This window comes from Streptomyces sp. NPDC049970, assembly GCF_040660235.1.
Taxonomy (GTDB): Bacteria; Actinomycetota; Actinomycetes; order Streptomycetales; family Streptomycetaceae; genus Streptomyces.
Window position 1 is genome coordinate 270716 of sequence record NZ_JBFALP010000007.1, and the last position, 20662, is coordinate 291377.

A 20662-nucleotide genomic window follows, 5' to 3' on the forward strand; every position below is an offset into this window, starting at 1 on the left:
GACAGGCCCCGGAGTCCGTGCCCGAAGAGGCAGGAGGACCCGGTGGCCACCGCAGCCGAAACGACCGCCATGCGGCGCGCGATCACGCTCGCAGCCCGCGGACTCGGCGCCACCAGCCCCAATCCGGTCGTCGGATGCGTCGTCCTGGACGCAGCAGGGGAACAGGCCGGCGAGGGCTTCCACCAGCGCGCCGGAGGGCCGCACGCCGAGATCCACGCCCTTCGCGAGGCCGGCGGAAGGGCCCGTGGCGGCACCGCCTGCGTCACCCTCGAACCCTGCAACCACACCGGACGCACCGGTCCCTGCGCCCAGGCGCTCGTCGAGGCCGGCGTCCGCCGGGTCGTGTACGCGGTCGGTGACCCGAACCCGCAGGCCGAGGGCGGTGCGGACACCCTGGTGGCCGCGGGCGTCCAGGTGGAGCGGGGACTGCTCGCGGACGAGGCGGAGACCGTCAACACCGCATGGCTCACCTCGGTCCGGCTCGGCCGCCCGTACGTCCTGTGGAAGTACGCCGCCACGCTCGACGGCCGGGTGGCCGCCGCCGACTCCACCAGCCGCTGGATCACCTCGCCCGAGTCCCGGGCGGACGTCCACCGCCTGCGTGCCGAGGCCGACGCGGTCGTGGTCGGCTCCGGCACGGCCCGCAGCGACGACCCGCAGCTGGGCGTGCGCGGCATCGAAGGAGCCACCCAGCCCCTCCGCGTGGTCGTCGACACCGGGGCCACCGCCGTACGGCCCGGGGCCCGGGTCCTCGACGGGACCGCCCCCACCCTGGTCGCGGTCGCCGACGGCGCCGAGGCCGGCCACCTCCCCGCCGGAGCCGTGCTGCGCCTGCCGCGCGCGGCGGCCGGACCCGGTCTGGACATCCAGGCCCTGCTCGCCGCGCTGCACGGGCGCGGGATCCGCTCCGTACTCCTGGAAGGCGGTCCGGTCCTGGCCGGCTCCTTCGTCGCGGCGGGAGCGGTCGACACCGTCGTCGGCTACCTCGCCCCGGTCCTCCTCGGCGCGGGCCCGGCGGCCCTCGCCGACGCCGGAATCTCCACCATCTCCCAGGCGTTGCGCCTCGACGTGACCGAGACCGTCCGAATCGGCCCCGATCTGCGCATCACCGCCGTCCCCGTTCCTGCTCGGAAGGGAAACTGAGTGTTCACCGGAATCGTCGAAGAACTGGGTGAGGTCACCGCCGTCGAGGAGCTGGGCGACGCCTCCCGCTTCCGGCTGCGCGGCCCCGTGGTCACCGAAGGCGCCAAGCACGGCGACTCGATCGCCGTGAACGGCGTCTGCCTCACCGTCGTGGACACCGGGGACGGTGAGTTCACCGCCGACGTGATGGCGGAGACGCTGAACCGTTCCAGCCTCGGCGCCCTGAAGACCGGCTCCCGGGTCAACCTGGAGCGCCCCATGGCACTCGGCGGCAGGCTCGGCGGGCACATCGTCCAGGGCCACGTGGACGGCACGGGGCACATCGTCGAGCGCCGGGTCTCCGAGAACTGGGAGATCGTGAAGGTCTCCCTGCCCGGCGGCCTGACCCGCTACGTGGTGGAGAAGGGCTCGATCACGGTCGACGGCGTCAGCCTCACCGTCGTCGACGCGGGCTCCGACCACTTCACCATCAGCCTCATCCCCACCACCCTCGCGCTGACCACGCTCGGCATCAAGGAGCCCGGCGACCCGGTCAACCTGGAGGTGGACGTCCTGGCGAAGTACGTCGAGCGGCTGCTCGGCACGAGCACATCGCCCGAGCGCGGGGAGCCGGTCTCATGAGCGCCCTGGACTGGCTGAACTCGGAGGCGTTCACCGCCTTCGGGCAGCACATCATCTGGTCCGACATGCTCGGCAACACCATCGGGCTGATCGCGCTCGCCCTCGGCTGGCTCCGCTCGGTGTGGACCTGGCCCGCCCAGCTCCTGTCGGGTGTCGTCCTGGTCGCCGCCAACGTGTCCGTGCAGCAGGCGGGCAGTGTCGGCAAGCAGCTGGTCGTCATCGCCGTCGCCGTCTGGGGCTGGCAGCAGTGGACCCGCGGCCGGCAGAAGGCGCAGGACGGATCCATCGCCGTGCGCTTCGCCACCTGGCGCGAGCGCGCCTACCTGGTCGGCGGCGCCGTCGTGGGCACCCTCGCCGTCGGCGGACTCTTCACGGTCTTCCCGTCGCTGTCCTGGAGCCCGTGGGCGGACGCCTACATATTCGCCGGCACGCTCGTCGCGATGCTCGCCCAGGCCCGCGGCATGGTCGAGTTCTGGTTCGCCTGGCTGCTCGTCGACCTCGTCGGCGTGCCGCTGAACTTCCACAGCGGACTCGCCTTCTCCGGTCTCATCTACGTCGTCTACGGCGCCCTCGTCCTGTGGGGCATGCGCGACTGGTGGCTGCGTACGCGGACACCCGCTCTGGAAGGAGCCACGGCATGACTGCCCAGCCCGCCTGGTTGCACGAACGCACCATCGACGACCTCTCGCTGGACCCGGTCGAGCAGGCGGTCCGCGACATCGCCGCCGGACGGCCCGTCGTCGTCGTGGACGACGAGAACCGGGAGAACGAGGGCGACCTCGTCATCGCCGCCGAGAAGGCGACACCCGAGATCGTCGCCTTCATGATGAGCGAGTGCCGGGGCCTGATCTGCGCTCCCATGGAGACCGACGAGCTGGAACGCCTCGACCTCCCCCAGATGGTCACCCACAACACCGAGTCGATGCAGACCGCCTTCACGGTCTCCGTCGACGCCTCGGCGGAGCACGGGGTGACCACCGGGATCTCGGCGGCCGACCGCGCCACCACCCTGAGGATGCTGGCCGGCGGCCGGGCCGGACCCGGCGACTTCGTGCGCCCGGGCCACGTCTTCCCGCTCCGCGCGAAGGCCGGGGGAGTCCTCGTCCGCAACGGGCACACCGAGGCGGCGGTCGACCTGGCCCGCCTCGCCGGACTGCGCCCCGCCGGCGCCATCGTGGAGATCGCGGGCGAGGACGGCGTGATGCTGCGGCTGCCCGAACTCGTCCCCTTCGCCCGGAAGCACGGCCTCACGATCATCTCGATCGAGGACCTGATCGCCTACCGGCGCAGCGCCGAGCCGACCGTCCGCCGTGAGGCCGAGGTGCGGCTGCCCACCACCTTCGGGCCCTTCACCGCGTACGGATACCGCTCCGTCGTCGACGGCGTCGAACACGTGGCGCTCGTGCACGGCGACATCGGCGACGGCGAGGACGTACTCGTCCGGGTCCACTCCGAATGCCTGACCGGCGACATCTTCCGGTCCCAGCGCTGCGACTGCGGGCCCCAGCTGCACGCCTCCATGGAGCGCGTCGTCGCCGAGGGCCGCGGAGTCGTCGTCTACCTGCGGGGACACGAGGGACGCGGCATCGGGCTGGTGTCCAAGCTGCGCGCGTACGAGCTCCAGGAGCGAGGCTCCGACACCCTCGACGCCAATCTCGAACTCGGCCTGCCCGCCGACGCCCGGGACTACGCCGCGGGTGCGCAGATCCTGAGCGACCTCGGCGTCCGCACCCTGCGCCTGATGACCAACAACCCGGACAAGACCGCCGCGCTCGTGCGGCACGGACTCGGGATCACCGGACGCGAACCCATGCCCGTCCAGGCCGGCGAGCACAACCTGCGGTACCTGCGCACCAAGCGGGACCGCATGGGGCACGACCTGCCCTGGCTCGACGCCACCGCCGCGTCGGCCTGCGGCAACCAGTAACCACCGACGAACACACAGGGAGAGACATGAGCGGCAAGGGCGCACCCGAACTGTCCGTACGCAACTGCGGGGACCTGCGGGTGGCGGTGATCGCGGCCCAGTGGCACGAGAAGGTCATGGACGGACTCGTCGACGGGGCCCTGCGCGCCCTGCACGACCTCGGCATCGACGAGCCGACGCTGCTCCGGGTCCCCGGCAGTTTCGAGCTCCCGGTGGTGGCCAAGGTGCTCGCCGGCCGCGGCTACGACGCGATCGTCGCGCTCGGCGTGATCATCCGCGGCGGCACCCCCCACTTCGAGTACGTGTCCCAGGGCGTCACCAACGGCCTCACCCAGGTCACCGTCGACACCGGGGTCCCCGTCGGCTTCGGCGTGCTGACCTGTGACACCGAGGAACAGGCCCTGGACCGGGCCGGACTCGAGGGTTCGCACGAGGACAAGGGGCACGAAGCGGTCACCGCGGCCGTCGCCACCGCGGCCACACTGCGGACCGTCAGCGAACCCTGGCGCTGAGCAGCGCCCCCGGACCCCGTATTCTAAGGACCATCATGGCGAACAAAACCTTCGAAGAGCTCTTCGCCGAGCTCCAGCTCAAGGCCGCCGACGGCGACCCCTCCACCTCCCGCACCGCCGAGCTGGTGGACAAGGGCGTGCACGCCATCGGCAAGAAGGTCGTCGAGGAGGCCGCCGAGGTCTGGATGGCCGCCGAGTACGAGGGCAAGGAGGCCGCCGCCGAGGAGATCTCGCAGCTGCTCTACCACGTCCAGGTGATGATGGTCGCCCGTGGCATCTCCCTCGACGACGTCTACGCCCACCTCTGAGCACGCCCGCCGCACGTCCCTGAACTCCCTCCGCACAAAGGAAACCCGACCTCATGCTGCGCATCGCCGTCCCCAACAAGGGTGCAATCTCCGGGCCTGCGATGGCGATGCTCCATGAGGCGGGCTACCGGCAGCGCAAGGAGTCGAAGGAGCTCGTCCTCGTCGACCCCACCAACGAGGTCGAGTTCTTCTACCTGAGGCCGCGCGACATCGCGATCTACGTCAGCTCCGGGCGGCTCGACATCGGCATCACCGGCCGCGACCTGCTGCTCGACTCCGGAGCCGAGGCCGAGGAGATCCTCCAGCTCGGCTTCGCACGCTCCACCTTCCGATACGCCACGAAGCCCGGCACGGCCAACGGCCCCAAGGACTTCGACGGCATGACCATCGCCACGTCCTACGAGGGCATCGTGGCCAGGCACCTCGCGCGGGAGGGCGTCAACGCCTCCGTCGTCCACCTCGACGGCGCGGTCGAGACCGCCATCGAGCTCGGTGTCGCGCAGATCATCGCCGACGTCGTCGAGACCGGTACCAGCATGCGCAACGCGGGCCTCGAGGTCATCGGCGAGCCGATCATGAAGTCGGAAGCGGTGGTGATCCGCCGCAAGGGCGCCCCCGAGGACGACCCCAAGGTCCAGCAGTTCCTGCGCCGGCTCCAGGGCGTCCTGGTGGCCCGCAGCTACGTGATGATGGACTACGACTGCCGGGTCGAGCACCTGGAGCGCGCCGTCGCCCTCACCCCGGGCCTGGAGTCGCCGACCATCTCCCCGCTGCACCACGAGGGCTGGGTCGCCGTGCGTTCCATGGTCGCGTCCAAGGAAGCCCAGCGGATCATGGACGACCTGTACGAGCTGGGCGCACGCGCCATCCTCACGACGGCCATCCACGCCTGCCGCCTCTGACGGCCGGACCACCACACCCCAAGGACGACAGCGCCGCCATGTCCGCCTCCACGCCCCGGCCCCCCGGGCTCCCCGACCTCCCGGTCACCTTCAGGCCCACCCGCACCAGGGTGGTCCTGCTGACCGTGGGGGTGGCCATGTTCGTCGTCATCACCGCCGTCGCGATGGTCCTGGAGAACCTCGGCCCGGGGGAGCGGACCAGCTTCGTCTTCGTCGCCCTGCTCTTCTTCGGCGTACTCGCCCTGCTCAGCAGGCCCCGGGTCACCACCGACGTGACCGGGGTCACCGTCGTCAACATCACCCGCACCCGCCGACTGGCCTGGGCGGAGATCCTGCGCGTCAACCTGCGCGCCGGCGACCCGTGGGTCTTCCTCGACCTCAGCGACGGCACCAGCATGCCCGTCCTCGGAATCCAGCCCGGAATCGCCCGGGAACAGGCCATCCGGGACGCCCGTACACTCCGCGCTCTCGTCGACTTCCACGGCAGCGGAGTGAACGGCGCCACCGAGAACAGCTGAGCCCCCTGCCCCACTCGGCCGAATCCCGATTATTCTGGAGAGCGGCGGCGCACCCGGTGTGCCGCCGCCCCGCACCAGAAGGCCTTCGAGGCCCGCGGGGCTCTTTCCTGCGACCCAAGGAGTGACTCCCTCCAGCAATGGACGGATCGTCCGGTAGTACCTGCGCCGCCCCCTCTCCGGAGGCGGCGGCATGACCACCCCCCTGTTGCTGCTTCTCGCGGCATTCCTTCTCATCCTCGCCAACGGGTTCTTCGTGGCAGCCGAGTTCGGGCTCGTCACGGTGGAACGGCCGGACGCCGAACGCGCCGCCGCCGAAGGCGACCGCCGGGCCCGTACCGTCGTCGCCGCCCTGCGCGAACTCTCCTTCCAGCTGTCCGGCACCCAGCTCGGCATCACGATCACCTCACTGGTCGTGGGCATGCTGGCGGAGCCGGCGCTCGCCCAACTGCTCGCAGGGCCACTCGGCGCCACCGGGCTGCCCGACGGGGCCGTACCCGGGGTGAGCGTGGTGACCGGCATGCTGCTCGCCTCGGCCGTCCAGATGGTGATCGGCGAACTCGTACCGAAGAACTGGGCGGTCTCGCGGCCGCTCCAGGTCGCCAGGTTCGTGGCCGGGCCGCAGCACCGCTTCTCCGCCCTCCTGCGCCCGGTGATCACCCTGCTGAACACCGTCGCCAACCGGCTGGTGCGGATGCTCGGTGTCGAACCCACCGACGAACTGGCCTCCGCCAGGACCCCCGGTGAACTCGTCTCGCTCGCCAGGCACTCCGCCGAGGCCGGCACCCTGGAACAGGACACCGCCGACCTCTTCGTGCGGACCCTGTCCCTCGCCGGTCTCACCGCCCAGCACGTCATGACCCCGCGGGTGAAGGTCAGCGCACTGCAGTCGTCGGCGACGGCGGCCGACGTCCTCAACCTCACCCGGGCCACGGGGCTGTCCCGCTTCCCCGTCTACCGGGACCGCATCGACGAGGTCGTCGGCATGGTCCATCTCAAGAACGCCCTGGCCGTCCCCGCCCAGGACCGGCTGCGTGTCCCGCTCAGCAGGATCGCCGTGCCGCCGCTCCTGGTCCCGGAGACACTCCCGGTCGAACAACTGCTCCAGCGGCTGCGCAGTGAGCAGCCGATCGCCGTCGTGGTCGACGAGTACGGCGGCACCGCGGGCGTCGTCACCCTCGAGGACATCATCGAGGAGCTGGTCGGCGAGGTCAGGGACGAGCACGACGCCGAGGGCGCCGACCGCCCCGAGCTCACCCCCGTCGTCGCCGACGACGGCCGGGCCGGCTGGGACGTGGAGGGCAGCTGCCGGGTCCTGACCCTGCACCGGATAGGCCTCGACGTACCCGAAGGGCCGTACGAGACCGTGGCGGGTCTGGTCGCCGACCTGCTGGGACGCATCCCCGCACCCGGTGACCGGGCCGAACTGCCCGGCTGGCGCGTCTCCGTCCGCCAGGTCGGCCACTACCGGGCCGAGCGGGTCAGGTTCGTCCGGCTCACCGACATACCGCACAAGCCGGAGCGGCCTTCCCAGGATCTGCTGGAGGCCGTGCGATGAGTCTCGTACAGCTGATGTTCGCAGGCCTCCTCGTGCTGGCCAACGGCTTCTTCGTCGGCGCGGAGTTCGCGCTCGTCTCCGTACGCCGCAGCCAGGTCGAGCCGCTCGCCGCGAGCGGGTCCAGCAGGGCCAGACAGGTCATGTACGGCCTGGAGAACCTGCCGCAGATGATGGCCGCCGCACAGTTCGGCATCACCGTCTGCTCCCTCACCCTCGGCGCCGTCGCCGAGCCGACCGTCGCCCACCTCCTGGAGCCGGTCTTCCACGCGGCACACGTGCCCGAGGGGTTCGTCCACCCGCTCGGCTTCGCTCTGGCCCTCGTCTCCGTGGTCTTCCTCCATCTCGTCATCGGCGAGATGGTCCCGAAGAACCTGGCGATGGCCGCGCCGGAGAAGACCGCGATGTGGCTCAGTCCCGGACTGGTCGGCTTCGCCCGGCTGTGCCGGCCGGTCACCTCGGCGCTCGGGGCCTGCGCCCGGCTCGTGCTGAGGCTCTTCAAGGTCGAGCCGAAGGACGAGGTCGAGGCCGTCTTCACCAGCGAACAGCTCAACCGGCTGGTGGAGGACTCAGGCCTCGCCGGGCTGCTGGAGCCGGAGGCCCAGGAGCGCCTTGAGGACGCCCTGGAGCTCGGGAGCAGGCACGTCACCGACGTACTGCTCGACCGTGCGTCCCTGGTGACCGTGGATCCCTCCGTCACCCCGCGCCGCCTGGAGGAGCTGACCGTGCGGACCGGCTACTCGCGCTTCCCCGTCTGCGCGGAGGGCGGCGGCCCGTTCATGGGCTACCTGCACGTCAAGGACGTCCTGGAGCTGGAGGACGGCGAACGGGCCGTTCCGCAGCAGATCTGGCGTCCGATGGCGACCGTGCGGGCGGAGCTCCCGCTGGACGACGCCCTCACGGTGATGCGCCGCGCTGCGACGCACCTGGCCCAGGTCGCCGACGCGTCGGGCAAGGTGCTCGGCCTGGTCGCCATGGAGGACGTCCTGGAGATGCTGGTGGGGGAGGTCCGCGACCCGGCCCACCGGGTCTCGGTGCCCCGCCGCACGGTGGAGGTGCCGAAGACCATGGCTCCCACGGGCTGATCCCCTCCGGCGCCGGATGCCCCGCCAGGGCCTCCGGCGCCGGAGACCGTGCTCCTACAGGGCGCCGGGCTCCTGCGTGCCCCGGTCCACCGGGCCGCGCCCGGACAGCACCTCGCCGTACGCCTGCATCAGATCAGGCAGCCGCAGGGTCGCCAGATCGTCCCGGGTGGGCGTCACCGTGTAGCCGGACAGCCGCAGGTCCCGGTACGCGCAGCTCTTCTCGTACAGGGTGCGCAGGAAACGGCCGTTGCCCAGTTCGTCGATCCAGCCCTGGCCGGTCACGTGCCCGCTGATGCTGCGCAGCTCGTCCAGGGACTCCTCGTCCCACGCGTCGCCGTTCTCGGCGGCCAGCACCCCGCCGATCGCGGTGAGTTCGAGGGGCCGGTAGCTCGGGAAGTCGACCCGGGTGGTGAAGCGCGAGGACAGCCCCGGGTTGGCGGAGAGCAGTCTGTCCATGCCCTCCGGATAGCCGGCGAGGATGACGACCAGGTGGTCCCTGTTGTCCTCGGCGCGTTTCAGCAGGACCTGCAAGGCCTCGTCGCCGTACGCGTCGCCCTTGCTGTAAGCGGAGTTGGCGAGGCTGTACGCCTCGTCGACGAACAGCACCCCGCCGAGCGCCGAGTCGATCAGTTCATTGGCCTTCACCGCGGTCTGCCCGAGGAACTCGCCCACCAGATCGGACCGCTGGGCCTCCACCAGGTGATCGCCGCCGAGGAGCCCGAGCGCGTAGAACACCCGGCCCAGGATGCGGGCCACCGTGGTCTTGCCCGTCCCGGACGGGCCGGAGAACACGAAGTGGCGCTTCGGCGGCTGCACCGGAAGCCCCTGGTCGGCGCGCAACCGGGCCATGTTCAGCTGCGCCGAAAGGGCTTTGACCTGGCGTTTCACGGGTTCCAGTCCGACCATCCGCTCAAGTTCCGCGAGCGCCTCCGCGAGCAGCGCGGGATCACTGGGACCCGCCGGGAAGACCGCTGCCCGTGGCGCGCCCGGCTTCTCCCGCGCCCCGACGGGCCCTGACGCAGGGGCGGAGGCCCCGGGCACGACGACCTCCGGATCCCCACCGAGCCAGGACTCACGGCCCTCCACCAGGTCGGTTCCCAGCACCATGTCGCCGTCCGGCTGGGTCTCCACCGCCGTGCCGTCCGCACCGAAGCCGGCCAGCGAGACCGCGGCCAGGTCGGCGGCCTCGTCGTATCCGTCCCCCTCGGATATCGCCGCCAGCCGGGCCGAGGTGTCCATGAAGGCCGGGTCGACACGGTGGACCGCCCGGTACAGCGGCAGAGCGGCGGCGCTGCGCCCGGTGCCCTCGTGGGCCCGCGCCAGCCAGTAGCGCAGTTCCTTGCGCTGCGGCTGCTCGCTGCGACACCGCATCAGGGCTGCGGAGAGGAGGGGCTCCGCCTGCCCGTACATCTCCAGGCGCACCCTGGCCATGCCGCCGAAGAGGCCCGCCTCGATTCCGAGCAGCGGATCGTCGACGAGCTGCTCCGTGGTCCGTACGAGCAGCTCCCAGTCCTTCACCAGATAGGAGCGACAGGCGTGCAGGAACCGCACCTGGGGATCCGCGTCGATCGGCGGGAGGCCGGCCAACGCGCGGTCCAGGTCGGGGACATGGCGTCCGTCCAGCCAGTGCGAGGCATGGGCGAGCAGCAGGTCGCGCGGGCTCTCCAGCACCGGCTGGACCCACCATCCCAGCCAGTACCAGGAGTTGAGCGTGCGGCGGTGGCGGGTGCGCTGTTCGCCGAAGCGGTCGCGGTGGCGGTACATGCGCAACAGTGCCGTGGTGGTGTCGATCCGCAGTGCGTGCAGGCCGAGCCAGCCGTCCGCCATGCCCGGATCCAGGCGCACCGCGGCCCGGAACTCCTCCTCCGCCTGCGGATACGCGCCCATGGTGTACGCGTCCACCCCGCGCAGCCAGGCGAGGTCGGCCGGGGCACGCATGCCCTGAGCGCCGATGTCCATCAGGTCCCCCACAAACCGTGCCCCCAGAATGTCCCGCCCGCACAGCATGCCCAGCGCAGCGCGCCTAATCACCGTCGAGGGGACGGGAATTGACCACACCGAGACGCATCGTACCGGCACAGGGAGTGAGCGGTTAAGGCCGTTACCGGCGCTTCGGAGGCCGTGACCGAGGGTGATCGGAAAGGGTGTTCGGGTGGCGGAAGAGGGTGGGGCGAGGCCCTGACCGGGTGCGAACGGCTGTGGGCACCGCCTCTGCGGGGCCTCGGGAGGCCGATGCCGAGAACGCCGCAGCCCCTGCCGGTACTCGGTCGAGCCGGGTTCGGAGCGCTTCCCGCACCCCTGTCCGCACCCTTGCCCTCGGCCGGCGAGCCCGGTCGGCCTCAGTCCTGACCGTCCGTCACGATGTGGCTCGCCCGCGCTTTCGCCCGAGGTCCTTCCAGCCACGCGTATCCCGCGGGATCCTGCCGTATCACCGCGTCCGCGAAGGGATATGACGGATCGTCGGCGAAATGCCGCCGCTCCGCGACCGTCCAGCCGTCCCAGAACCCGGCGAGTCCGGGACCGTCGCGGAGCCTGCCCCGCTCCCAGGAGGCCTGGCTGTCCCCCTCGATCCACAGCAGTGCCGAGAGGAACGGCCGCACCGCAGCGCGACCGGCCCCCACCCCTTCGATCAGCATCACCGGCGCGGGTGCCAGTGTCCTCGGCGCCCCGAAGCGCCGTGTCGTCCAGTCGTACGGGGCGTACCGCGCGCACTCGCCCTGGGAGAGCGGGTCCAGGACCTGTGCCCGGAGCCGGCCGGGCCAGCCGAAGAGCTCCTCATGGGTGGCCAGGTCGTCCAGGTGCAGCACGGGCGCGTCACCCAGGGCGGCGGCCATCCGGCCGGCGAACGTGCTCTTGCCCGACCCGGCGTGTCCGTCGACCGCGACCAGCCGGACCGGCCCGCAGGACGGCGGGAGGAAGCGCAGCCGGCGCGCGTGGTCCGCGAGGTCGTTCATGGTCCCACCCTACGAGAGGCGGTCACCCGGCCCTGAGCATGCGCAGGTCACGCCAGTGGACCAGACCAATATTGCTCCCGCGGCGCGGGAGCAATCACTGGCCGGATCCGGTACCGACCCGCGATAGTTGGAGCACCGATCGGCACCCGCAGCCCCAATCCGCCCAACGACCGGGGGTCTCGCCCATGACCAGACCGACTTCACGCAGGACCGTGCTCACCGCCGCGCTCGCGGCCGGGGCGGGCGCCGTCGCCTCCGCCGGCCCGGCGGACGCCGTCCCCTCCGGTACCCCCTCCTCCCCGGCGGTCGCCTCGCTCGTGGACAACCGTTTCTGGACCACGTACGCCGACTGGCGCTTCGGCTCGTCCGCCGGGACCCGGCCCGTCGCCGGTCTCCGGCCGGGCCTGGTGATCGCCACCCCGGCCGGACGCACCGACTACACCGACCCGCACACCGGGAGGACCGGCACCTGGGAGTACGGGACCTGGACCTCCCCGGTCCACCGCTCCGACGTCCCGGCCACCGAGGTGATCGCCTCCTGGAACGCGCACACCCCTCAGGGGACCTGGATCCAGATCGAGCTGCGCGGGCGCTACACGGACGGCACGGACACCCCCTGGTACGTCATGGGCCGATGGGCCTCGGGCGACACCGACATCCGGCGCACCTCCGTCGACGACCAGACCGACGGGAAGAGCACCGTCTGGACGGACACCTTCTCGGTGGACGACGCTGCGAGCGGACTCCGTCTGGTCTCGTACCGCCTGCGGCTCACCCTCCACCGCACGCCGGGCACCCGCCTCACCCCCACGGTCCACCGCGTCGGCGCCATGGCCTCGGACGTCCCCGACCGCTTCACCGTCCCGGCCACCACGCCCGGCGGTGCCCGCGAGCTCGCGGTACCCCGCTACTCGCAGAACGTCCACGTGGGGGAGTACCCGGAGTACGACAACGGGGGCGAGGCCTGGTGCAGCCCCACCTCCTCGCAGATGATCATCGAGTACTGGGGCCGGCGCCCCACCGCGGAGGACCTGGCCTGGGTGAAGCCGGGCCTCGCCGACCCCCAGGTCTGCCACGCGGCCCGCTACACCTTCGACCACCAGTACGACGGGTGCGGCAACTGGCCCTTCAACGCCGCGTACGCCTCCACGTACAAGGACATGAGCGCCGCCGTCACCCGGCTCGGCTCGCTGTCCGAGCTGGAGAGGCTGATCGACGCCGGTATCCCGGTCATAACGTCACAGTCCTTCCTCAAGGGTGAGCTGACGGGCGCGGGTTACGGGACGTCGGGCCACCTGATGACGGTCATCGGCTTCACGGCCGACGGCGACGTGATCGCCAACGACCCGGCATCACCGGACAACGACGCGGTCCGCCACGTCTACGCGCGGCGCGAGTGGGAGAACATCTGGTTGAGGACCAAGCGCTACGACGCGAACGGCGCGGTCCGAAGCGGCACGGGCGGGGTCTGCTACGTCTACTGGCCCACTGCCCCGACCCCGGGTCAGCGCCGCGTGCTGCGGTCGCTCGGGCTGGCCTGATCCGGCAGGCCCCCGGCCCTCGTGGTGGTGCGCCGGCGCCTGGGAGCGGGACCACGGACGGCATGCCTGAGGGCGTGCCGTCCGGAGGTGCCGTGCGGCGGCGCCCCGCAACACCGGACCGTGTGGCGCCGAGCCCTGTCACGAGCCGCAGCAGCCAGGGCCGGCCGGTGCCTCCTCTGCCGCCGCCGCGGTGGCACCGATCAGTAGCGGTGCGGGTTCCGGCGAGGCGCAGCACCCTGACCCGGCCGCCTGCTCGGCGGCAGGGTCGTCGAACAGGCCGGCGCCGCCGCAGACCCCGGTCTCCGGGAGGCTGAGTTCGACCCGGTCGGCAGCTTCGAGGTCGCCGGCGACGGCTGCCGCGACGGAGCGGACCTGCTCGTAGCCCGTCATGGCCAGGAACGTCGGGGCCCTGCCGTACGACTTCATGCCGACCAGGTGGACCCCCGCCTCGGGGTGGGACAGTTCGCGGTGGCCGTGCGGGGGGACGCTGCCGCAGGAGTGCTGGTTGGGATCGATCAGCGGGGCCAGCACCGCGGGTGCCTGGAGGCGCTCGTCGAGACCGAGGCGGAGCTCGGAGAGGAACGAGAGATCGGGGCGGAAGCCGGTCAGCACGATCACCTCGTCCACCGGGTCCAGGCGGCGGCCGTCCTCGTCGACCAGGACGATCCGGCCCTCACCGTCGCGTTCGACGGCTTCGGTGCGGAAGCCGGTGACGGCGTCGGCGTGACCCTGGTCGACCGCGGCCTTCGCGGCGAGTCCGAGAGCGCCGCGGGCGGGGAGCTGGTCGGAGTCTCCGCCGCCGAAGGTGGAACCGCCGATGCCGCGCCTGAGGATCCAGACCGCGTGGGTGCCCGGTTCGTCCCTCGCGACACCGGCGAGCTCGGCCAGCGCGGTGAAGGCGGAGGCACCGGCGCCGATCACGGCAGTGCGCCGGCCCGCGTAGCGGGAGCGGACCGCCGGATCGCCGAGATCGGGGACACGGTAGACGAAGCGGTCGGCCGCGGCCTTCTCCCCGAGTGCGGGCAGACCGCTGCCGCCGGCAGGGCCCGGGGTCCTCCAGGTGCCCGAGGCGTCGATGACCGCGCGGGCCAGGATGCGCTCCTCGTGCCCGCCGGCGGACTCGACGTGGACGACGAACGGCCGGCTCTCGCGGCCGGCGTCGACGATCCGGTCGCGGCCGGCCCGTGAGACGCCGGTGACCGTGGCGCCGGTGCGGACCCTGTCGCCGAGCACGTCGGCGAGCGGCCGCAGGTACTGCCGGGCCCAGTCCCCTCCGGACGGGTACGTCGTCGGATCCGGCCTGGCCCAACCGGTGGGAGCCAGCAGCTTCACGGCGGCGGGGTCGACGACTTCGCCCCAGGTGGAGAACAGGCGCACGTGGCTCCACTCGCGGACGGCCGCACCCGCGGTGCCGCCCGACTCCAGGACGACGGGCTCGACGCCTCGCTCGACGAGGTGGGCTGCGGCGGCGAGTCCGGTGGGGCCGGCTCCGATGACGACGACGGGAAGCTGCTGGAAGCTCATGGTGCTCGGTCTCCTCGGGGAGTGCGGGGAGTCGGCGGTGCGCGCGGACGAGGGTGGTCGGTCCGCCCGCCGGCTTGCCCGGGCGGTGCCGGTGTCGAAGCGCGCGGCTCCGACGGAAGCGCACATCGACGTGGCGGACGGTGCGCCGTTCGGACGGCTGCCGTGGCGACGACCCGCTAATTCGATGCTTGTCGATATGTTGGAGATTGCCACTCGTATCGACGGGTGTCAACATAGACATATGTCGAAGTCGGAGATTGTGGAGCTGCCCGTCCCGCAGGGCAGCGTCGATGTGCCGTGCTGCCCGCCCATCACGGCGGGGGAGTTGTCCCGGACGGATGCGGAGAGGATGGCCGCCATGTTCAAGGCGCTGTCGGATCCGGTGCGCCTGCGGCTCTTCTCCAGGGTCGCCTCCCACCCGGGCGGCGAGGCGTGTGTGTGCGACATCGCTGACGTGGGTGTCTCGCAGCCGACCGTCTCGCACCACCTGAAGAAGCTGCGCGAGGCCGGCCTGCTCACCTCGGAGCGGCGCGGGACCTGGGTCTACTACCGGGTCGCACCGTCCGTCGTGGCCGCGATGTCAGCCATGCTCGACCTGCGTACCTGACGTGCCTGCCTGACCCGGCCGTGACGCCTGCGCCGCGCTCCGGAGGGCGGCGCTTCAGCCGTTGCCGCCCCGTGTGGTGAGTGCTGTGGGCGCGAACCTCCCGCGCCAGGCAAGCGCGACGTACACCAGCCCGATGAGGACGGGCACCTCGATGAGCGGGCCGACCACTCCGGACAGCGCCTGGCCGGAGGTGACGCCGAAGGTCGCGATCGCGACCGCGATGGCCAGCTCGAAGTTGTTGCCCGCCGCGGTGAACGCGAGCGTGGTCGTACGGTCGTAGGCCAGGCCGAGGCCCTTGCCGAGGAGGAAGGTGCCGAAGAACATGATCGCGAAGTACACCAGCAGCGGCAGTGCGATCCGTGCGACGTCCAGCGGCTGCGAGGTGATCGTCCTCCCCTGCAGGGCGAACAGGACGACGATCGTGAACAGCAGTCCGTACAGCGCGAAGGGGCCGATCCTCGGCAGGAACGTCGTCTCGTACGACTCGCGGCCCATCTTCCTCTCGCCGATGCGGCGGGTGAGGAAGCCGGCGAGCAGCGGGACGCCGAGGAAGACGACGACGTTCAGCGCGATGTGCCACACGGGTACGTCCAGCCCCTGCCCGTCCCCGAGGCCCAGCCACCGCGGCAGCAGATCCAGGTAGAACCAGCCCAGCACGCCGAACGCGAGCACCTGGAACACCGAGTTGAGCGCTACGAGTACGGCGGCGGCCTCGCGGTCGCCGCAGGCGAGGTCGTTCCAGATGACGACCATGGCGATGCAGCGGGCGAGGCCGACGATGATCAGGCCGGTGCGGTACTCGGGCAGGTCCGGCAGGAAGATCCATGCCAGGGCGAACATGACCGCCGGGCCCGCGATCCAGTTGACGGCCAGCGAGGACGCCATCAGCTTCCGGTCGCCGGTGACGCTGTCGAGCCTGTCGTAGCGGACCTTGGCCAGCACCGGGTACATCATGACGAGCAGGCCCAGCGCGATGGGCAGTGAGATTCCGCCGACCTCGATCTTCGCCAGTGCGCCGTTCAGGCCCGGGACGAGTCGGCCCACGGAGAGGCCGGCGGCCATGGCGACGAGTATCCACACCGCGAGGTAGCGGTCGAGGGTGGAGAGTCTTCCGGTGACCGACTCCTCTCCGGTGCCGGGGAGTGTGCTCGGCTCGGTGGAGGTCACGGGCAGGCCCTCTTGTTCCGGACGGCGGTACGGGCGGATTCGGCGAGCTCGGCGAAGTGCGCGGACACCGAGGCCAGTGCCTCGGGGCGCAGTTTGAAGTAGGTGAACCGGCCGCAGGGCTCGGTATCCACCAGCCCGGCCTCGCGCAGCACCTTCATGTGGTTGGACAGGTTCGTCTGCCTCGCGCCGGTCTCCTCGACCAGGTGGGACATGCAGAGCGTCTCCCGGGACAGCAGGGTGACGACCCGCATGCGGAGCGGATCGCCCAGAACCCGGACCACATCAGCGTCGACTGAAGTCATCATGGGCTGATACTTTCACATCAGCAGTCGCTGATGCCAGCAGGTGCTGACGTCAGCACTTCCTGATTCGATTCCGTTGCGAGACGAGAGATGCCCACCGATGTCCGACAAGCCCTCCGTCCTGTTCGTCTGTGTCCACAACGCCGGCCGCTCCCAGATGGCAGCCGCCTGGTTGACCCACCTGGCAGGGGACCGCGTCGAGGTCCGCTCCGCGGGCTCCAGCCCGGGCGACTCGGTGAACCCGGCCGCCGTCGAGGCGATGGCCGAGGCCGGCATCGACATCTCCGCCGAGACGCCAAAGATCCTGACCGTCGAGGCGGTCGAGGAGTCGGACGTCTGCGTCACCATGGGGTGCGGTGACACCTGCCCGGTCTTCCCCGGCAAGCGCTACCTGGACTGGAGGCTCGAAGACCCCGCCGGTCGGGGCGTGGTGGCGGTGCGTGCGATCCGGGACGAGATCAAGGCCATGGTCGAGGGACTGATCGAGGAGATCGCGCCGGGCGCGTCCGGATGACGGCCGACGCGGGCGGCCGGAACGCCGTCGCCGCACCGGGCCTCGACCGCACCGGACTCCGACCGCGCCGGGTGCCGGCGGCACCGGGCCTCGACCGCGCCGGGTGTTGACGGTGGCCACGCGGCCCACCTACTTCGCAGACGGCTGACCACCCCGGCCGTCGACCACCCCCGCCGGCCACCGCTGCCCGGCCCCGGTCTCCGTCAGCCGCGCACCCCCTCGAAGTCCGCGCCGACCGTGAGCGTCACCACCCCGGGCGCGGCTTCGGGGTCCGTCCGAGGCTTCGCGGGCTTGCGCAGCCTCTGCGCCACCGCGCGCGCCTGCTCCTCGAGTCCCGGGGGGCAGGTGACCGCGGTCTTCCCGTCCGGCTCCTGGGCGTTGCCGGTCCCCGCGACGGAGTAACCCGCCAGGCGGAGTTGCTCCGAGGCCCCGGCGGCGGCTCCGGACGTGCCGGTGCCGTTGAGCACCTGGACGCTGATGCTCCGCGCCGTCAGTGGCGTCGGCGTCGTCAACCGGTCCTTCTCGACCTCCTCGTCCCCGGCGAGAGCGCTGAACAGGTCCTGAGCCTGGGGGTACTGCCAGGCGATGTTGGCCTTGTCCGCCGGGACGTCGAGCTCTCGCGGGTAGTTCGGCACGGTCAGGAAGGTCAGCCTGTCGGAGGGGATGGACCGGATGTCCGACGCGAGCGCGGTCAAGGGCTTGATCCCGGCCAGTTCCGGATCCGTGGTGACCGACTTGGTCGCCGAATCCAGTACGTCGTACATGGCGCCGGGGCTGGTCAGCTTCTTCCGCGCCTTCGCCGCCAGCGCCTCCATGAACTCCTGCTGGCGGCCTATCCGGCCGATGTCGGAGCCGTCGCCGACGCTGTACCGGGTACGGACGTAGCCGAGGGCCTCCTCGTCCTTGACGGTCTGGCAGCCCGCGTCCAGTTCCAGGTGGGCCTTCTCGTCCCGTATGGCCTGCTCGGGGCAGACCTCGATGCCGTCGACGGCGTTGACCATCCCCTTGAACCCCTGGAAGTCGACCGACAGGAAGTGGTCGATGCGCAGACCCGTGTTCTGCTCGATGGTCCGGATCGTGCAGGCGGCCGCGCCGCCGACGTCGCCCTTCGTGCCTCCGATGGCGAACGCCTCGTTGACCTTGGCCCGGTGCGGGGTCGAGGTGGTGCCGTCCCCGCGGTCGCACGCCGCTATCGGCACCCAGGAGTCACGTGGCAGGGAGACGACCGTGCCCCACTTCCGGTCGGCCGACAGGTGCAGGACCATCAGTGTGTCCGACTGCATGGTGTCCAGGTCCCTGCCGTACGCGGCGTTCGCGCCGTCGCGGCTGTCCGAACCCACGACCAGGATGTTCAGGGCACCCGGGCTGAGGTTGGCGGGCCGGTCCCCGCCGATCTTCCCGTCGATGTCGCCCGCGTGGATGTTTCCCTCCAGGCTCTGGTAGACCCATGTTCCGGCACCGCCGGCGCCGGCCAGCAGCACCGCCAGGACGCCGACGGTCCACGCGAGGTACCTGCCGCGCCGTGTGAGCCGGACGGCCCCGGCGCCCCCGCCGCGCCCACGGCGCTCCCGCCCCTGTGCCCCTTGCATGCGCTTCCCCTCCGGTCGTGGGACAGCACGGTCCATGCCGCCCTGATGCATTCTCACCCGCGGCCGGGAATGCTCCGATCTCCATCGCTGCGGACGCCCGCCTCCCGATGGCGTCCCGGCGGCACCGTCGGTCCCCTGCGGCGCGGGCGTTCACCTACCTGGTGCGTGAACGCCACCGGTACGGCGCGCGAACAGCCGCTCGCATCTCAGTACGATGAGCGGCCCAGGCGCCGGGCATCTCCGGGCGGCCGCGGCAGGAGGGAGACGGCATGACGGGCCAGAACCAGGACGGTGCCGCTCGGCATCCCCGCCGCAGGGGCCAGGGAGAGCTGGAGAGCCAGGTGCTGGCCGAGTTGCGCCGCGCGCCGCACCCGGTGAACGCCGGATGGGTCCAGGAGCATCTCGGCGGCGGGCTCGCCTACACGACGGTGATCACCATCCTGACCCGTCTGCATGCCAAGGGCGCCGTCGAACGGGAGCGCTCGGGGCGATCGTTCGAGTGGACGGCGACGGCGGACGAGGCGGGCCTGGCCGCTCTGCGGATGCGCCGGGTACTGGACGCCGAGGCGAACCGTGAGGCGGTGCTGGCGAGTTTCGTGACCGCGTTGCCCCCGGGCGACGAGCGGCTGCTGAGGGATCTGCTGGCGCAGGCGGCCGGCGAAGAGGAAGACTGACCGCATGGGCATCTTCGTCTTCCTGCCGATGGTGCTGCCGCTGAGCGCCTGGCCGGTCGCACGCCTGGCCGAGCAGCACCTGCACCCGCGTACGGCGACCTGGCTCCTCTCGGGCGTCGCCTCGGTCCTCGCCGTGTGCAGCACGCTGTCGCTCGTCCTGATGGTCGTGGTCGGTACGGCCCAGCTTCCGGGCAATCCCCTGCCGGACGGCTGGTCCGACCCCGAGGTGAGAGAGGCCGTTCCCTACGACGAGTTCGCGGGGAGGGTGGCCATCCCGCTCCTGCTCGTGGTGTCGGTCTGCTGCGGCTGGACGACGGCGCACCACTTCCTGGTACGCCGACGGGCCGGCCTCGCCCTGTCGGGGCTGCCGTCGACGCAGGTTGCGCTCCTGCCGGACGCGACACCGTACGCGTACGCCCTGCCGGGCCGTCCGCGTGGAAGGGTCGTCGTCACCACCGGCATGCTCGCCGCCCTCGACGCGCCGGAGCGGCGGGCGCTGTTCGCGCACGAGAGGGCGCACCTGGCCGGCGCCCACCACCGCTTCCTGCTGACGGTGCAACTGGCGGCCCGCGCCAACCCGTTCCTGCGCCCACTGCGCACCGCCGTCGGATACACCAGTGAGCGCTGGGCCGACGAGGAGGCGGCGCTCGCCGTGGGCAGCCGGCGCAGCGTGGCCAGGGCGATCGGCAAGGCGGCCCTGATGTCCCCGGGAGCCCCCGCTCCGACGCTCGCGGCGCTGGCGGCCCCCGGCCCGGTGCCGCGCCGGGTCGCCGCGCTGCTCGGTCCCGCGCCCGCGGCGCGCGCGTGGCCGCCGCTGTCCACGACCGTGGGGCTGGCGGTGTGGGGTGCGGCCGCGGGTGCGGCGTTCTCCGCCCTGGCGTCGGCGAACTCGGCCGTCACGCTCTTCTTCATCCTCAAGGCCGCCACACCGCTGTAGGCCGTCGGCCGGCCGCGCGCACGGCCGGACGGTGATCCGCACGACATCACCTCCTACGAGCTTTGCCGTTCCTTTACAGTGTTGTAGAAGTTCGTGGCGCCGGGCGGACGCTTTCGTCATCACTGTGAACGCAGTGGCAACCGGTCGGCCGCGGATCATCGCATCGGAAGCCGGAACCTGTCGCGACGCGCAGGGTCGTCCGGCACCTTCCAGACACAAGGAGAGCTCGTGTCCGCCCTACCGACGGACCTACCGGGGCCGTGCCCCGGGCCCTGCCGCCGTGCA

21 protein-coding genes are annotated in these 20662 nt (G+C 71.6%); 15 read left to right on the top strand and 6 right to left on the bottom strand.

Going from position 1 to position 20662, the window contains the following annotated elements; all coding sequences use genetic code 11:
- The first annotated feature begins 42 nt into the window (after nt 1–42).
- From ribD to AB0I83_RS16385, 10 genes are all read left to right on the top strand, one after another.
- Nucleotides 43–1143 (top strand): bifunctional diaminohydroxyphosphoribosylaminopyrimidine deaminase/5-amino-6-(5-phosphoribosylamino)uracil reductase RibD, encoded by a 1101-nt coding sequence (gene ribD, locus AB0I83_RS16340; RefSeq protein ID WP_363305008.1) that lies wholly within the window; start codon nt 43–45, stop codon nt 1141–1143.
- Nucleotides 1144–1764: a riboflavin synthase gene (locus AB0I83_RS16345; RefSeq protein WP_356537258.1), complete on the top strand. Its 621-nt coding sequence runs from the start codon at nt 1144–1146 to the stop codon at nt 1762–1764.
- On the top strand, nt 1761–2405 hold the full coding sequence (locus AB0I83_RS16350) for a nicotinamide mononucleotide transporter family protein (RefSeq protein WP_356537260.1): 645 nt from the start codon (nt 1761–1763) through the stop codon (nt 2403–2405). The genes AB0I83_RS16345 and AB0I83_RS16350 overlap by 4 nt, the downstream gene beginning before the upstream one ends.
- A complete protein-coding gene (locus AB0I83_RS16355; RefSeq protein ID WP_356842626.1) occupies nt 2402–3691 on the top strand; it encodes a bifunctional 3,4-dihydroxy-2-butanone-4-phosphate synthase/GTP cyclohydrolase II in 1290 nt (429 codons plus the stop codon). Before AB0I83_RS16350 ends, AB0I83_RS16355 begins: the two co-directional genes overlap by 4 nt.
- 26 nt (nt 3692–3717) lie before the next feature.
- Complete coding sequence (gene ribH, locus AB0I83_RS16360) at nt 3718–4203, top strand: 6,7-dimethyl-8-ribityllumazine synthase (RefSeq protein WP_356842627.1); 486 nt, start codon at nt 3718–3720, stop codon at nt 4201–4203.
- Between the two features lie 35 nt (nt 4204–4238).
- A complete protein-coding gene (locus tag AB0I83_RS16365) occupies nt 4239–4511 on the top strand; it encodes a phosphoribosyl-ATP diphosphatase (protein ID WP_031097852.1) in 273 nt (90 codons plus the stop codon).
- 53 nt (nt 4512–4564) lie between these two features.
- Nucleotides 4565–5413, top strand: a complete 849-nt coding sequence (gene hisG / locus AB0I83_RS16370; RefSeq protein ID WP_363305009.1) for an ATP phosphoribosyltransferase — start codon at nt 4565–4567, stop codon at nt 5411–5413.
- 38 nt (nt 5414–5451) lie between these two features.
- Nucleotides 5452–5931, top strand: a complete 480-nt coding sequence (locus tag AB0I83_RS16375; protein WP_363305010.1) for a PH domain-containing protein — start codon at nt 5452–5454, stop codon at nt 5929–5931.
- Nucleotides 5932–6121: 190 nt separating this feature from the next.
- Nucleotides 6122–7486, top strand: a complete 1365-nt coding sequence (locus AB0I83_RS16380) for a hemolysin family protein (RefSeq protein WP_363305011.1) — start codon at nt 6122–6124, stop codon at nt 7484–7486.
- Nucleotides 7483–8568, top strand: a complete 1086-nt coding sequence (locus tag AB0I83_RS16385) for a hemolysin family protein (RefSeq protein ID WP_356537273.1) — start codon at nt 7483–7485, stop codon at nt 8566–8568. Before AB0I83_RS16380 ends, AB0I83_RS16385 begins: the two co-directional genes overlap by 4 nt.
- Before the next feature lie 54 nt (nt 8569–8622).
- Here the strand turns inward: AB0I83_RS16385 and AB0I83_RS16390 are convergent, their stop codons facing one another.
- Both AB0I83_RS16390 and AB0I83_RS16395 read right to left on the bottom strand, forming a co-directional pair.
- Entirely contained in the window at nt 8623–10527 is a 1905-nt protein-coding gene (locus AB0I83_RS16390; RefSeq protein WP_363305012.1) for an AAA family ATPase, read from the bottom strand.
- 380 nt (nt 10528–10907) lie between these two features.
- Complete coding sequence (locus AB0I83_RS16395) at nt 10908–11522, bottom strand: hypothetical protein (protein ID WP_363305013.1); 615 nt, start codon at nt 11520–11522, stop codon at nt 10908–10910.
- Nucleotides 11523–11707: 185 nt separating this feature from the next.
- On the opposite strand from AB0I83_RS16395, the gene AB0I83_RS16400 reads away from it, so the two are divergent.
- Nucleotides 11708–13063, top strand: a complete 1356-nt coding sequence (locus AB0I83_RS16400; RefSeq protein WP_363305014.1) for a peptidase C39 family protein — start codon at nt 11708–11710, stop codon at nt 13061–13063.
- Between the two features lie 138 nt (nt 13064–13201).
- Here AB0I83_RS16400 and AB0I83_RS16405 read toward each other — a convergent pair whose 3' ends face one another.
- Nucleotides 13202–14587 carry an NAD(P)-binding domain-containing protein gene (locus tag AB0I83_RS16405; protein WP_363305015.1) on the bottom strand — a complete coding sequence of 462 codons (1386 nt, stop codon included), beginning with the start codon at nt 14585–14587 and terminating at the stop codon, nt 13202–13204.
- Between the two features lie 241 nt (nt 14588–14828).
- Between AB0I83_RS16405 and AB0I83_RS16410 the strand changes: the two genes are divergently transcribed.
- Nucleotides 14829–15194, top strand: coding sequence for a metalloregulator ArsR/SmtB family transcription factor (locus AB0I83_RS16410; protein ID WP_363305016.1), 366 nt, complete (start codon nt 14829–14831; stop codon nt 15192–15194).
- Nucleotides 15195–15248: 54 nt separating this feature from the next.
- On the opposite strand, the gene arsB is transcribed toward AB0I83_RS16410, so the two are convergent.
- Complete coding sequence (gene arsB, locus AB0I83_RS16415) at nt 15249–16361, bottom strand: ACR3 family arsenite efflux transporter (RefSeq protein ID WP_363305017.1); 1113 nt, start codon at nt 16359–16361, stop codon at nt 15249–15251.
- A complete protein-coding gene (locus AB0I83_RS16420; protein ID WP_363305018.1) occupies nt 16358–16666 on the bottom strand; it encodes a metalloregulator ArsR/SmtB family transcription factor in 309 nt (102 codons plus the stop codon). Before AB0I83_RS16420 ends, arsB begins: the two co-directional genes overlap by 4 nt.
- 97 nt (nt 16667–16763) lie before the next feature.
- Between AB0I83_RS16420 and AB0I83_RS16425 the strand changes: the two genes are divergently transcribed.
- Nucleotides 16764–17177, top strand: a complete 414-nt coding sequence (locus AB0I83_RS16425; protein ID WP_363305019.1) for an arsenate reductase ArsC — start codon at nt 16764–16766, stop codon at nt 17175–17177.
- 203 nt (nt 17178–17380) lie between these two features.
- On the opposite strand, the gene AB0I83_RS16430 is transcribed toward AB0I83_RS16425, so the two are convergent.
- On the bottom strand, nt 17381–18766 hold the full coding sequence (locus AB0I83_RS16430; protein WP_363305020.1) for an LCP family protein: 1386 nt from the start codon (nt 18764–18766) through the stop codon (nt 17381–17383).
- 269 nt (nt 18767–19035) lie between these two features.
- Here AB0I83_RS16430 and AB0I83_RS16435 point away from each other — a divergent pair, with 269 nt between their 5' ends.
- Together AB0I83_RS16435 and AB0I83_RS16440 are read left to right on the top strand one after the other, a co-directional pair.
- Nucleotides 19036–19440, top strand: a complete 405-nt coding sequence (locus tag AB0I83_RS16435; RefSeq protein WP_363305021.1) for a BlaI/MecI/CopY family transcriptional regulator — start codon at nt 19036–19038, stop codon at nt 19438–19440.
- A gap of 4 nt (nt 19441–19444) precedes the next feature.
- Entirely contained in the window at nt 19445–20377 is a 933-nt protein-coding gene (locus AB0I83_RS16440; protein ID WP_363305022.1) for a M56 family metallopeptidase, read from the top strand.
- The last annotated feature ends 285 nt before the right edge of the window (nt 20378–20662 follow it).